Source organism: Ectopseudomonas khazarica (assembly GCF_017915135.1).
GTDB lineage: Bacteria > Pseudomonadota > Gammaproteobacteria > Pseudomonadales > Pseudomonadaceae > Aquipseudomonas > Aquipseudomonas khazarica.
The window spans coordinates 2,116,049-2,130,602 of the sequence record NZ_CP068551.1 but is presented as its reverse complement, the minus strand read 5'-3'; the positions used below and the strand labels follow the sequence as shown (position 1 = coordinate 2,130,602).

Sequence of the window (14,554 nt, the reverse complement as noted above, 5' to 3'; positions counted from 1 at the left end):
CGGGCCATCGGTGGGAGGCGTCAGCCCTGATGCGTTTGAAAGCGCCTCGCTAGGAGGCCAGGAAATCTCTGACGGCCTGGGCCAGTTCAGCGAGCCAGTTGGAAAATACAGCTATTCGTCTTCATTGACCCGATCCCGCAGCTCCTTGCCTGGCTTGAAATGCGGCACGAACTTGCCGTCCAGACGCACCGACTGGCCGGTTTTCGGGTTGCGCCCTACGCGCGGGGCGCGGTAGTGCAGGGAGAAGCTGCCGAAGCCACGGATCTCGATGCGATCCCCTGTCGCCAGCGCCTGGGACATCTGCTCCAGCATGGTCTTGATGGCCAGCTCGACATCCTTGGAGGAGAGCTGACCCTGGTGAGTGACGATTCGTTCGATCAACTCCGACTTGGTCATGGTTTTCCCTTCTTTTTCAAGCGGCTAGAAGACTCGATGGATCGGTTTTAGCACGCTGGTCAGCTTTTGAACAGCCCAAAAAACAAGGTGTTAGCGCAATATCCGGATTGAGAGTTGATGACTCAGGCATAAGCGCCGCATCACGCACACATTCAGCGGGCGCGGCGAGTGCCGCCAGCCGCTGCATGTCAACGGACCGATGAGAGCCGCAGAAACGAAAAAGGGCGACCCGAGGGCCGCCCTTTTCTTCGATGAATTACCTGAACTTAGTTCTGGTTTTCCATCTGAGCACGGATCAGATCACCAATGGTGGTCGGGCCGGTGCTTTCAACGTCTTGCTTGTTACGCAGTTCCTTCATCGCGTCCTTCTCGTCCTCGACGTCTTTCGACTTGATGGACAGGCTGATAACGCGGGACTTGCGGTCAACGCTGATGATCTTGGCTTCTACTTCGTCGCCTTCCTTCAGGACGTTGCGCGCGTCTTCAACGCGGTCACGGCTGATTTCGGAAGCTTTCAGAGTGGCTTCGATCTCGTTGCCCAGGTCGATGATGGCGCCCTTGGCATCCACCTCCTTCACAACGCCGCGGACGATGGTGCCCTTGTCGTTGAGGGAGACGTAATTGCTGAACGGATCGTCTTCCAGCTGCTTGATGCCCAGGGAGATGCGCTCGCGCTCCGGGTCGACCGACAGGATGACGGTTTCCAGCTCGTCGCCCTTCTTGAAGCGACGCACGGCTTCTTCGCCGGCTTCGTTCCAGGAGATGTCGGACAGGTGAACCAGGCCGTCGATGCCGCCGTCCAGACCAATGAAGATACCGAAATCGGTGATCGACTTGATGGTGCCGGAGATCTTGTCACCCTTGTTGAACTGACCGGAGAAGTCTTCCCACGGGTTGGTCTTGCACTGCTTGATACCCAGGGAGATACGACGACGCTCTTCGTCGATGTCCAGAACCATGACTTCCACTTCGTCGCCGACGTTGACGACTTTCGACGGGTGGATGTTCTTGTTGGTCCAGTCCATTTCGGAAACGTGCACCAGACCTTCAACGCCTTCTTCCAGCTCAGCGAAGCAGCCGTAGTCGGTCAGGTTGGTGACGCGCGCCATGACGCGGGTGTTTTCCGGGTAACGGGCTTTGATGGCAACCCATGGGTCTTCGCCCAGTTGCTTCAGGCCCAGGGATACGCGGTTGCGCTCGCGGTCGTACTTCAGAACCTTGACGTCGATCTCGTCGCCAACGTTGACGATTTCGGACGGGTGCTTGATGCGCTTCCAGGCCATGTCGGTGATATGCAGCAGACCATCTACGCCGCCCAGGTCAACGAACGCACCGTAGTCGGTGAGGTTCTTGACGATACCTTTGACCTGCTGGCCTTCCTGCAGGGATTCCAGCAGAGCTTCGCGCTCGGCGCTGTTCTCGGCTTCCAGGACACTGCGACGGGAAACGACAACGTTGTTGCGCTTCTGGTCCAGCTTGATGACCTTGAATTCCAGCTCTTTGCCTTCCAGGTGAGTGGTATCACGCACCGGACGGACGTCGACCAGGGAACCCGGCAGGAACGCGCGGATGCCGTTGACGTCAACGGTGAAGCCGCCTTTGACCTTGCCGTTGATAACGCCCTTGACCACTTCTTCAGCGTTGAACGCAGCTTCCAGAACCAGCCAGGATTCAGCGCGCTTGGCTTTCTCGCGGGACAGCTTGGTTTCACCGAAGCCATCTTCAACCGCGTCCAGCGCAACGTGGACTTCGTCACCGACCTTGATGGTCAGCTCGCCTTGTTCGTTGAAGAACTGGTCGAGCGGGATGACGCCCTCGGACTTCAGGCCGGCGTGTACGGTAACCCAGTCACCGTCGATGTCGACCACGATACCGGTGATGATGGCACCCGGCTGCATGTCGAGGGATTTCAGGCTTTCTTCAAATAGTTCTGCAAAGCTTTCGCTCATGTTGATTCCTGTTGATCAAGGGCGGGGATTCGCCCAAACCACATTCCAGACCATGTGGGTTCGTTCATGTAAAAAGAGGCCTGCGGGACAAGGACTGGTCTCCCGCATGCCTCCTTGCGAGCTTTCCGACTTAGGACAGCCGGAGCTCTTACCCGGCGAGATCGCGCTCAGCGACCTCACGCAGAATTCGTTCTAGCACTTGCTCGATGGAAAGCTCGGTCGAATCCAGCAGGATTGCGTCTGCGGCAGGCTTCAGCGGTGCCACTGCGCGCTGGGTATCGCGCTCATCGCGTGCCCGAATCTCATCGAGAAGACTCGCGAGATTAACATCATCGCCCTTGGCCTTCAACTGCAGGTAGCGGCGGCGAGCACGCTCCTCGGCGCTGGCCGTGAGAAAAACCTTCAGCGGCGCCTCGGTGAACACCACCGTTCCCATGTCGCGGCCATCGGCGACCAGGCCCGGCATTTCCTGGAACGCGCGCTGACGCTGCAGCAGCGCTTCACGCACCGCCGGCAGCGAGGCGACCATGGAAGCGCCCGCCCCCACCTGTTCGTTGCGGATGGCGTCGGTGACTTCCTCGCCTTCGAGAATGATGCGCTTGTCGATGAACTGCACATCCAGATGCGCCGCCAGTTGCTTGAGCGCTTCCTCGTTGGTCAGGTCGATGCCGTGATTACCGGCGGCGAAGGCCAACAGGCGATACAGGGCGCCGGAGTCGAGCAGGTTCCAGCCCAGCTGCTTGGCCAGCAGCGCGCAGAGCGTGCCCTTGCCCGAGCCGCTCGGCCCGTCGACGGTGATGACCGGGGCGCTCATGCCTTGCCCTCTTCTGCCACGTTGATGCCCACTTCGGCCGCCAGGGCGAGGAAGTTGGGGAAGGAAGTGGCGACGTTGGCGCAGTCGTGAATGCGGATCGGCGCGCTGGCGCGCAGCGAGGCGACGCTGAAGGACATGGCGATGCGGTGATCGCCATGCGCCCAGACCTCACCACCACCGATGGCGCCGCCTTCGATGACGATACCGTCCGGGGTCGGCTCGGCCTTGACGCCCAGCGCAACCAGGCCATCGGCCATGACCTGGATACGGTCGGACTCCTTGACCCGCAGCTCTTCGGCGCCGCGCAGCACGGTGCGGCCTTCGGCGCAGGCAGCAGCCACGAACAGTACGGGGAACTCGTCGATGGCCAGCGGCACCAGGTCTTCCGGGATATCGATGCCCTTGAGCCTGGCCGCGCGTACACGGATGTCCGCAACCGGCTCGCCGCCGACTTCACGCTGGTTCTCCAGGTTGATGTCGCCGCCCATCAGCTTGAGGATGTCGATCACACCGGTGCGGGTCGGGTTGATGCCCACATGCTCGAGCACCAGCTCGGAACCCTCGGCGATGCTGGCAGCGACCAGGAAGAAGGCCGCCGAGGAAATGTCGGCGGGCACCTCGATACGGGTCGCACTGAGCTTGTGCCCGGACTCGACGCACGCCGTGGCGCCCTCGACGCTGACGGGATAGCCGAAGCCGCGCAGCATGCGCTCGGTGTGGTCGCGAGTCGGCGCCGGCTCGGTCACCGAGGTGCTGCCAGCGGCGTACAGGCCGGCCAGCAGCAGGCAGGATTTGACCTGGGCACTGGCCATCGGCATCTCGTACGCCATGCCGGTCAGGCGCTGGCCACCCTTGATGGTCAGCGGCGGACGACCTTCCGGAGCAGTCTCGATCACCGCGCCCATTTCCCGCAGCGGCTTGGCCACGCGATTCATCGGGCGCTTGGACAGCGAGGCATCGCCGGTCAGGGTGGTATCGAACGGCTGCGCGGCCAGCAGCCCCGAGAGCAGGCGCATGGAGGTACCGGAGTTACCCATGTACAGCGGGCCGGCCGGCGCCTTCAGGCCATTGAGCCCGACACCATGGATGGTCACGCGGCCATGATGCGGGCCTTCGATGACCACGCCCATGTCGCGAAATGCCTGCAGGGTAGCCAGGGCATCTTCACCCTCGAGGAAACCTTCGACCTCGGTCGTGCCTTCGGCCAGCGAACCCAGCATGATCGAACGATGCGAGATGGATTTGTCACCGGGTACGCGAATACGGCCGGCCAGTGAGCTACCGGGTTTTGCCAGGAAAATCAGATCGGTCGAGTGCATAGCGTCCACATAGGCCCTGCGGGCCAGAATTTTGCTGAAATGTTCGCGGGCCACACGGGCGCGGGTGAACACGCCCAGCAGTTGATGCCCATCCCCAGCGTCGACCGCGTCGCGCAGGGCGTCGAGGTCGTCGCGAAACGTGTCCAGCGTACGCAGCACGGCCTCGCGATTGGCGAGGAAGATATCGTGCCACATCACCGGATCACTGCCGGCGATCCGCGTGAAATCGCGGAAACCACCAGCGGCGTAACGGAAAATCTCCAGGTTCTCGCTGCGCTTGGCCAGCGAGTCGACCAGGGTGAAAGCCAGCAGATGCGGGAGATGACTGGTCGCGGCGAGCACCTGATCATGATGCTCCACCTCCATCACCTCGACAGCCGCCCCCAGCTCGCGCCACAGGCTCTCGACCAGTGCCACGGCTGACTCATCGCTGTGCTCGCAAGGCGTGAGGATGACCTTGTGCCGGCGGAACAAGCCGGCGTTGGCAGCCTCCACCCCGCTCTGCTCGGAACCGGCGATCGGGTGCCCGGGCACCAGGCGCACGTGCTTGCCGGCGAAGGCCAGGCGCGCGGCACGCACGACATTGCCCTTGGCACTGCCGACATCGGTCAGAACCGCCGTGCCGAGATCGAGCTTCGCCAGCTCGGCGAGCAGCTTCTCCATGGCCAGGATAGGCACTGCCAGCTGGATGACATCGGCACCCTGACAGGCGGTGGCCAGGTCAGACTCGCAGTGATCGACCACCCCCAGCTGCACGGCCAGTCGCCGCGACTCGGCATCCAGGTCGACACCCACCACTTCGCGACACAGGCCACGCTCACGCAGCCCCTTGGCGAAGGAGCCACCGATCAACCCGAGGCCCACCACCACGAGGCGGCCGATCTTAGGGGCATTCGATTGCACGGCCGTTACAGTCACGCCGAGAGCACCTTGGCCAGCGCCTCGAGGAAGCGCGCATTCTCCCTCGGCAAACCGATGGAAACGCGCAGGAAGTTCGGCATGCGGTAGCCCGCCATCGGCCGCACGATCACCCCTTCGCGCAGCAGCGCCTGGTTGATCGCGGCCGTGTCGCGCCCGAAGTCGACGGCAATGAAGTTGCCCTTGGACGGAATCCAGCCGAGCCCCAGGGCGCGCAAGCCGTCTTCCAGCTGCTGCATGCCGGCGTCATTGAGACGACGGCTCTCGGCCAGGTAGTCGCTATCGGCCAGGGCCGCGCAGGCGGCGGCCAGCGCCAGGCTGTTGACGTTGAACGGCTGCCGCACCCGGTTGAGCACGTCGGCGATGGCCGGCGAGCTGATCGCGTAGCCAACTCGCAGCGACGCCAGGCCATAAGCCTTGGAGAAGGTACGCGAGACCAGCAGATTGGGATAACGCGCCAGGTAGTCCAGACCATCCGGCAGCTCATCACCCTCGGCGTACTCGATGTAGGCCTCGTCCAGCACCACCAGTACCGACTCCGGCACCTTGGCCAGGAAGGCTTCCAGCGCCTCGGGGCCGAACCAGGTACCGGTCGGGTTGTTGGGGTTGGCGATGAACACGACGCGGGTGTCGTCGTCGATCGCAGCGAGCATCGCGTCCAGGTCGTGACCGTAGTCCCGGGCCGGCACGATCTTGCCCTGGGCACCGACAGCCTGGGTGGCAATGGGGTACACGGCGAAGGCGTAGTCGCTGAACACGGCATTGAGGCCCGGCGCCAGGTAGGCGCGAGCGACCAGCTCAAGGATGTCGTTGGAACCATTGCCCAGGGTGACCTGCGCCGCATCGACGGCGTAGCGGCTGGCCAGGGCAGCCTTGAGGGTGAAACCGTTGCCATCCGGATAGCGGGTCAGCTCATCCAGTTCGGCACGAATCGCCGCCAGCACCTTGTCGCTGGGGCCCAGCGGGTTCTCGTTGCTGGCCAGCTTGACGATACCGGCCGGATCGAGCCCCAACTCGCGGGCCAGCTCATCGACCGGCTTGCCTGGCACGTAGGGGGAAAGCTTCTGCACGCCTGGCTGGGCCAGGGTCAGGAAATCACAAGTCATAGCTGCAAGCCTCAAGCTCTAAGCCACAAGCCAGGAGCCAGAGCGCCGCTCACTTGCAGCCTGTGGCTCGCAGCTTGTGGCTGCAGTTTAAAGTACCGCCTTCGGATAGGAACCCAGCACCTTCAGCGCCACGGCCTCCTGAGCCAGTTTTTCCAGCACGTCCTTGATCAGCGGATCGCGATGGTGGCCGATGAAGTCGATGAAGAACACATAGGTCCACTTGCCGCTGCGCGACGGACGGGTCTCGATGCGGGTCAGGTCGATGCCGTTGTTATGGAACGGCACCAGCAGCTCGTGCAAGGCACCCGGCTTGTTGCGCATGGAGACGATGATCGACGTCTTGTCGTCGCCGGTCGGCGGCACTTCCTGGCTGCCGATGATGAGGAAGCGCGTGGAGTTGTCCGGGCGATCCTCGATCTTCTCGGCCAGCTTGGTCAGGCCATACAGGTTGGCAGCCATGTCACCGGCGATGGCCGCGCTGTTCCACTCGCTCTTCACGCGCTTGGCCGCATCGGCATTGCTGGAAACCGCCACGCGCTCGACGTTGGGGTAATGCGCATCCAGCCACTTGCGGCACTGCGCCAGCGACTGGGCATGGGAATAGATACGGGTGATCTTGTCGGTCTTGGTGGTCTCGCCCACCAGCAGGTGGTGGTGAATGCGCAGCTCCACCTCACCGCAGATGACCATGTCGTGTTCGAGAAAGCTGTCCAGCGTGTGGTTGATCGCCCCTTCGGTGGAGTTCTCCACCGGCACCACGCCGAAGTTCACCGCGCCGGCGGCGACCTCGCGGAACACCTCGTCGATGGCGGCCATCGGCACGCTGACCACCGCATGGCCGAAGTGCTTCATCGCCGCCGCCTGGCTGAAGGTGCCTTCCGGGCCGAGGTAGGCGACTTTCAGCGGGTTCTCCAGGGCCAGACAGGAGGACATGATTTCGCGGAACAGCCGCGCCATCTCCTCGTTGCCCAACGGCCCCTGGTTGCGTTCCATCACGCGCTTGAGCACCTGAGCTTCACGCTCGGGACGGTAGAAGACGGGCGACTCGCCCTCCTTCAGCTCCTTCATCTTCACCCGCGCGACTTCTTCGGCGCAGCGCGCACGGTCGCTGATCAGCTCGAGGATACGCTCGTCCAGATTGTCGATGCGAACCCGCAGCGCCTGCAGTTCCTGCTCGGACATGTCAGCCATGCTCCTTCTCGAACTCGACCATGTAGGCCACCAGCGCCTCGACCGCATCCAGGCCGACGGCGTTGTAGATGGAGGCACGCATGCCCCCCACCGAGCGGTGCCCCTTGAGGTTGAGCAGGCCACGCTCGTCGGCGCCGGCCAGGAACACCTTGTCCAGCTTCTCGTCGGCCAGACGGAACGGCACGTTCATCCAGGAACGCGCATTGTGCGCGACCGGGTTGCTGTAGAAGTCGCTGTCGTCGATGGTCTTGTACAGCAGGTCTTTCTTGGCGCGGTTGATGCGCTCCATGGCCTCGACGCCGCCCTGCTCCTTCAGCCACTGGAACACCAGGCCGGAGAGGTACCAGGAATAGGTCGCCGGGGTGTTGTACATCGAGCCGTTGTCCGCCGAGACCTTGTAGTCGAGCATGGTCGGGCAGCTCGAACGAGCGCGGCCGAGCAGGTCTTCGCGGACGATCACCACCACCAGGCCGCTGGGGCCGATGTTCTTCTGCGCACCGGCGTAGATCAGGCCGAACTGCGAGACATCCAGCGGACGCGAGAGGATGTCCGAGGACATGTCCGCCACCAGGGGCGTGTCGCCCACCTGCGGAATCCAGTCGAACTGCAGGCCGCCGATGGTTTCGTTGCTGCAGTAATGCACGTAGGCGGCATCTTTCGACAGCTGCCAGTCGTTCTGCCCGGGAATGGCGAAATAGTCGTGCGCCTTGGCGCTGGCGGCGACATTGATGGCGCCATAGCGACGCGCCTCTTCGATGGCCTTCTTCGACCAGATACCGGTCTCGACGTAATCCGCCACGCCGTCTTCCGGCAGCAGGTTCAGCGGGATCTCGGCGAACTGCTGGCTGGCACCGCCCTGCAGGAACAGCACCTTGTAATCACTGGGCACAGCGAGCAGATCGCGCAGGTCCTGTTCGGCCTGGCTGGCGATGGCCACGTACTCCTCGCTACGGTGACTCATCTCCATGACCGACAGGCCCTGGCCCTGCCAGTCGAGCATTTCGGCCTGGGCACGTTGCAGTACAGCGGTCGGCAGCGCGGCCGGGCCGGCGCAGAAGTTAAAAGCTCGCTTGCTCACTTCTCTTCTCTCAATTCATTTCGATGGGTTCACCCCATCCTATGACCTGAACCTGCGATCTGTGGGAGGGGCTTCAGCGGCGACAGTCGCGGCTGAAGCCCCTCCCACGAGGCGCGTATTTATTCCTCGCTGCCTTCCTCGGCGTCGGTGACCGGTGCCTCGGCGCCTTCTTCGGCGACCTCGACGCCCTCCTCACCTTCGAGCAGTTCGTCGTCCTCGACCGGCGTAGGCTCCTGCACACGCTCCAGACCGACCAGGGTTTCATCCTTGGCCAGCTTGATCAGCGTCACGCCCTGGGTGTTACGACCCGAGCTGGAGACTTCGTCGACGCGGGTACGCACCAGCGTGCCCTGGTCGGAGATCAGCATGATTTCCTCGCCGTCCTGCACCTGGATGGCACCGACCAGCTTGCCGTTGCGCTCGCTGGTCACCATGCCGATGACGCCCTGGCCACCACGGCCACGACGCGGGAACTTGCCCAGGCCGGTGCGCTTGCCGAAGCCGCGCTCGGATGCCGTGAGGATCTGCGCACCGGACTCGGGAATGAGCATGGAGATCAGCTCCTGATCCTTGCCCAGGCGCATGCCACGCACACCGCGCGCAGTACGACCCATGGTGCGTACCTTGCTTTCGGCGAAACGCAGCACCTTGCCAGCGTCGGAGAACAGCATGACTTCCTTGGCGCCATCGGTGATCGCGGCGGCGATCAGGGTGTCACCCTCTTCCAGGCGCAGTGCGATCAGGCCGGCGCTGCGCGGACGGCTGAACTGCACCAGCGGCGTCTTCTTCACGGTACCGAAGGCGGTGGCCATGAAGATGTAGGCGCCCGTCGGCTCGGCGACCAGCTCGGGGGTTTCGCCCTCGACTTCCTCGACTTCCTCGACCTCGGCGACTTCGACGGCTTCGCCTTCGATCACCACGCCTTCTTCGTCCAGGTCCTCATCGGCACCGGCGCTCTGCTGCAGGGCCTCGAGGTCGATCTGCAGCATGGCGGTGATGCGCTCACCCTCGTCCAGCGGCAGCAGGTTGACCAGCGGACGGCCGCGCGCGGTGCGCGACGCCTCGGGGATCTCGAACGTGCGCAGCCAGTACACCTTGCCCTTGCTGGAGAACAGCAGCAGGGTGGCATGGCTGTTGGCGACCAGCAGGTGCTCGACGTAGTCCTCGTCCTTCACCCCGGTGGCCGACTTGCCCTTGCCGCCACGGCGCTGGGCCTCGTAGGCCGCCAGCGGCTGGCTCTTGGCATAACCGCCATGGGAGATGGTGACGACGCGCTCTTCCTCGGTGATCAGGTCGGCGATGGTCAGGTCCTGACGCGAGGCGATGATCTCGGTACGACGGGCATCACCGAACTCGGCCTTGACCTTCTCCAGCTCCTCGCGGATGACTTCCATCAGGCGCTCGGGGCTGGTCAGGATACGGATCAGCTCACCGATCAGGGCGAGAATTTCCTGGTACTCGGCCAGCAGCTTCTCGTGCTCCAGGCCGGTCAGGCGGTGCAGACGCAGCTCCAGAATGGCCTGTGCCTGTTCCGGCGACAGGTAGTACTTGCCGTCACGCAGACCGTATTGCTCGTCCAGCCCTTCCGGGCGGCAGGAGTCGGCGCCGGCGCGCTCGACCATGGCTTCCACCGCGCTGGATTCCCAGGCCGTGGCAAGCAGACGCTCCTTGGCCTCGGCCGGCGTCGGCGACGCCTTGATCAGCTCGATCACCGGATCGATGTTGGACAGCGCCACGGCCTGGCCTTCGAGGATGTGGCCACGCTCGCGGGCCTTGCGCAGCTCGTAGACGGTCCGACGGGTCACCACTTCACGGCGGTGACGGACGAACACCTCGAGCATGTCCTTGAGGTTCATGGTCTTCGGCTGACCGTCGACCAGCGCCACCACGTTGATACCGAACACGCTCTGCATCTGGGTCTGGGCGTAAAGGTTGTTCAGCACCACGTCCGGCACTTCGCCACGACGCAGCTCGATCACCACGCGCATGCCGTCCTTGTCGGACTCGTCACGCAGCTCGGTGATGCCTTCGATCTTCTTCTCCTTGACCAGCTCGGCGATCTTCTCGATCAGACGCGCCTTGTTCAGCTGGTACGGCAGCTCGGTGACCACCAGCTGCTGGCGGTTGCCGGACTTGTCGATGTCCTCGACCTCGACGCGGGCACGGATGTAGATGCGCCCGCGACCGGTACGGTAGGCCTCGATGATCCCGGCACGGCCGTTGATGATGCCGGCAGTGGGGAAGTCCGGGCCCGGGATGTACTGCATCAGGTCATCGACGGTCAGCTCGGCGTTGTCGATCAGCGCCAGGCAGCCATCGATCACCTCGGTGAGGTTGTGCGGCGGGATGTTGGTGGCCATGCCCACGGCGATACCCGACGAGCCGTTGACCAGCAGGTTCGGCACCTTGGTCGGCATCACCGCCGGAATCTGCTCGGTGCCGTCGTAGTTCGGCACCCAGTCCACGGTTTCCTTGTCCAGGTCGGCCAGCAGCTCGTGGGCCAGCTTGGTCATGCGCACTTCGGTGTAACGCATGGCGGCGGCGTTGTCGCCGTCCACCGAACCGAAGTTGCCCTGACCGTCGACCAGCAGGTAACGCAGGGAGAAGTCCTGCGCCATCCGCACGATGGTGTCGTACACCGCAGTGTCGCCGTGCGGGTGGTATTTACCGATCACGTCACCGACCACACGGGCGGATTTCTTGTAGGGCTTGTTCCAGTCGTTGCCCAGTTCGCTCATGGCGTACAGCACACGACGGTGGACGGGCTTCAAGCCATCGCGCGCATCCGGCAGCGCACGCCCGACGATCACGCTCATCGCGTAGTCGAGGTAGGACTGTTTCAGCTCGTCTTCGATATTGACCGGGAGGATTTCTTTGGCCAGTTCGCCCATGAGAAGCCTGGTTCCTTTTTCTGGTGAAACTCCGCGTCATTCTTCCTGAACGCCATGGAGCACGTCGCGATAGCTTCGAGCCATCAGCGACTCACGACAAATCAACGAGTTATGTCACGATTCGATGCAGTGAAGGCGGCTGTGACCAGCCCCCCTGAAAACTGCCGGAGATTACCACAAAGCGTGCCGCACACCTACCCCGCGACAGGGAGTGCGCGGCGCACTTAGTGCAGGCGCTTGCGGCACATCAGTTGCGTCATCTTCGCGCTGTCCGGGCGCTCGACCACGCCTTTTTCGGTCACGATGTAGTCGACCAGGTCAGCTGGCGTCACGTCGAACACCGGATTGACCGCATGCACATCCGCTGCCATCCGGTGCCCGGCAACGTCCAGCAGCTCACGCCCATCGCGCTCCTCGAGCAGGATGTCCTCGCCGCTTTCCAGGTTCATGTCGATGGTCGAACTGGGTGCCACCACCATCAGCCGCACGCCATGGTGCATGGCGTTGACCGCCAGCTGATAGGTCCCGATCTTGTTGGCCACGTCGCCATTGGCAGTGATGCGATCGGCGCCGACTATCACCCAGGTGATGCCCTTGGTCTTCATCAGGTGCGCGGCCGCCGCATCGGCGTTGAGACTGACCGGCACGCCGTCGCCGGCCAGCTCCCAAGCGGTCAGGCGCGCGCCCTGCAACCAGGGACGGGTCTCGTCGACGTAGACATGCTCGACCAGCCCTTCCAGGTGCGCAGCGCGGATGACCCCGAGCGCGGTGCCAAAACCGCCGGTGGCCAGCGCCCCGGCATTGCAATGGGTCAGCAGCACCTGCGGATTGCCCTGGTGCTTGCGAATCAGCTCCATGCCGAGCTGCGCCATGGTCAGGTTGGCCTCACGGTCACTGGCGTGAATGCCGATCGCCTCGGCCTCCAGCTGCTGCAGCGCCTGCTCGTCATCCTTGAGCCGCGCCAGGCGCTCGCGCATGCGCTGCAGGGCCCAGGACAGGTTCACCGCAGTAGGACGCGACTGTTCCAGGCGAGCGAAGTCGACCTCCAGTGCAGCGCGCCAGTCACCGCCCGCCTGCAGCCTGGAGCGCGCCGCCAGCACCAGGCCATAGGCCGCCGCGATCCCGATCGCCGGCGCACCGCGCACCACCATGTCGCGAATCGCATCCGCCACCGCTGCCGCGGAGTCGTAGCGCAACCAGGTCTGCCGATGCGGCAACAGGCGCTGGTCGAGCAGATAAAGCGCACCATCGCGCCACTCGATCGCCTGGACCTTCTCCACCGCCAGCAATTGCTCGCGCATCGCGCACCCCACCCTTAACCATCAAAAAATCGCGGATTATACGCAGAGAAGCAGGCGCCAACCGAACAATCCAGCAGCCCCGGCGACTTCAAGCAACGCGCGTTCATCTATACACTGGCGGCCTTCCATGCAGCCTTCAAGCCAGACGGACACGCTCCCATGCCCCAAGCCCCTCTCGACCTTCTGCTCCTGCCGACCTGGCTGGTGCCCGTGGAGCCGGCTGGCGTGGTGCTGCGCGAGCACGGCCTGGGCATTCGCGACGGGCACATCGTGCTGATCGCCCCGCGCGCCGAAGCCCTGCGCCATCCCGCCAGCGAGGTGCGCGAACTGCCGGACTGCCTGCTCGCCCCCGGCCTGATCAACGCCCACGGCCATGCGGCGATGACCCTGCTGCGCGGCATCGCCGACGACCTGCCGCTGATGACCTGGCTGCACGAGCACATCTGGCCGGCCGAGGGCAAATGGGTCGACGAGGCCTTCGTCCGCGACGGCACCGACCTGGCCATCGCCGAACAGATCAAGGGCGGCATCAGCTGCTTCTCCGACATGTACTTCTACCCGCAGACGGCCGTCGAGTGCGTGCACAAGGCGGGCGTACGCGCGCAGATCACCGTACCCGTGCTGGACTTCCCCGTCCCCGGCGCGCTCAACGCCGCCGAGGCGCTGCGCAAGGGCCTGCAACTGTTCGACGACCTCAAGCAGCACCCGCGCATCCGCATCGCCTTCGGCCCGCACGCACCCTACACGGTCAGTGACGACAAGCTCGAACAGGTGCGCATGCTGGCCGACGAGCTGGATGCCGGCATTCACATGCATGCGCATGAAACCGCCCAGGAAGTGGCCGAGGCCGTCGCCAAGCACGGCGAGCGCCCCCTGGCCCGCCTGGCCCGCCTGGGCCTGCTCGGCCCGCGCTTCCAGGCCGTGCACATGACCCAGATCGACGACGACGACCTGGCCCTGCTGGTCGAGCACAACTGCAGCATCGTCCATTGCCCGGAGTCCAACCTCAAGCTGGCCAGCGGCTTCTGCCCGGTCGAGCGCCTGTGGCAGGCCGGCGTCAACGTCGCCATCGGCACCGACGGCGCCGCCAGCAACAACGACCTGGACCTGCTCGGTGAAACGCGCACCGCCGCCCTGCTGGCCAAGGCCGTATCGGGCTCGGCCACGGCCCTGAACGCCCACAGCGCGCTGCGCATGGCCACGCTCAACGGCGCCCGCGCCCTCGGCCTGGACGCCCAGGTCGGCTCGCTGGAAACCGGCAAGCTGGCCGACCTCGTCGCCTTCGACCTCTCCGGCCTGGCCCAGCAACCGGTCTACGACCCGGTATCGCAGCTTGTCTACGCCAGCGCTCGCGACTGCGTGAAACACCTCTGGGTGGGCGGCAAGCAATTGCTGGACGAGGGCCGCCTGACCCGCATGGACGAGCGCGAACTGATCGCCAGGGCCAGGGACTGGGGCAGGAAAATCGGCAGAGGCTCGCCCGAACCTGCGACAAACTGACATACATTGAACGAACCCGCGCCGCCCCACGCCAGGACTTAAACTGGCAACATGACGGCGATACGCTTTCCATGCTTTGAAAGAGATGCTT

General features: G+C 64.0%; 10 protein-coding genes. 1 reads left to right on the top strand and 9 read right to left on the bottom strand.

Annotated elements, in window-relative coordinates; translation table 11 throughout:
• Positions 1-111: 111 nt before the first annotated feature.
• From ihfB to mtnA, 9 genes are all read right to left on the bottom strand, one after another.
• Positions 112-396 (bottom strand): integration host factor subunit beta, encoded by a 285-nt coding sequence (ihfB, locus tag JLK41_RS10060; protein ID WP_003243558.1) that lies wholly within the window; start codon positions 394-396, stop codon positions 112-114.
• 266 nt (positions 397-662) lie between these two features.
• Positions 663-2,345, bottom strand: a complete 1,683-nt coding sequence (rpsA, locus tag JLK41_RS10055) for a 30S ribosomal protein S1 (RefSeq protein ID WP_012018329.1) — start codon at positions 2,343-2,345, stop codon at positions 663-665.
• A gap of 148 nt (positions 2,346-2,493) precedes the next feature.
• Positions 2,494-3,159, bottom strand: coding sequence for a (d)CMP kinase (gene cmk / locus JLK41_RS10050; RefSeq protein ID WP_037054123.1), 666 nt, complete (start codon positions 3,157-3,159; stop codon positions 2,494-2,496).
• Positions 3,156-5,396, bottom strand: a complete 2,241-nt coding sequence (locus JLK41_RS10045; protein WP_210390935.1) for a bifunctional prephenate dehydrogenase/3-phosphoshikimate 1-carboxyvinyltransferase — start codon at positions 5,394-5,396, stop codon at positions 3,156-3,158. The genes cmk and JLK41_RS10045 overlap by 4 nt, the downstream gene beginning before the upstream one ends.
• Positions 5,393-6,502, bottom strand: coding sequence for a histidinol-phosphate transaminase (gene hisC / locus JLK41_RS10040; RefSeq protein WP_134678181.1), 1,110 nt, complete (start codon positions 6,500-6,502; stop codon positions 5,393-5,395). Before hisC ends, JLK41_RS10045 begins: the two co-directional genes overlap by 4 nt.
• 87 nt (positions 6,503-6,589) lie before the next feature.
• The gene (pheA, locus tag JLK41_RS10035) at positions 6,590-7,684 is read right to left on the bottom strand and encodes a prephenate dehydratase (protein WP_037054127.1); all 1,095 of its coding nucleotides are present in this window, start codon (positions 7,682-7,684) and stop codon (positions 6,590-6,592) included.
• Position 7,685: 1 nt separating this feature from the next.
• Entirely contained in the window at positions 7,686-8,771 is a 1,086-nt protein-coding gene (serC, locus tag JLK41_RS10030; RefSeq protein ID WP_210390934.1) for a 3-phosphoserine/phosphohydroxythreonine transaminase, read from the bottom strand.
• 119 nt (positions 8,772-8,890) lie between these two features.
• Complete coding sequence (gyrA, locus tag JLK41_RS10025; RefSeq protein ID WP_037054131.1) at positions 8,891-11,662, bottom strand: DNA gyrase subunit A; 2,772 nt, start codon at positions 11,660-11,662, stop codon at positions 8,891-8,893.
• A gap of 224 nt (positions 11,663-11,886) precedes the next feature.
• A complete protein-coding gene (mtnA, locus tag JLK41_RS10020; RefSeq protein WP_134678183.1) occupies positions 11,887-12,963 on the bottom strand; it encodes an S-methyl-5-thioribose-1-phosphate isomerase in 1,077 nt (358 codons plus the stop codon).
• A gap of 159 nt (positions 12,964-13,122) precedes the next feature.
• Here mtnA and JLK41_RS10015 point away from each other — a divergent pair, with 159 nt between their 5' ends.
• Positions 13,123-14,463 (top strand): TRZ/ATZ family hydrolase, encoded by a 1,341-nt coding sequence (locus tag JLK41_RS10015; protein WP_210390933.1) that lies wholly within the window; start codon positions 13,123-13,125, stop codon positions 14,461-14,463.
• The last annotated feature ends 91 nt before the right edge of the window (positions 14,464-14,554 follow it).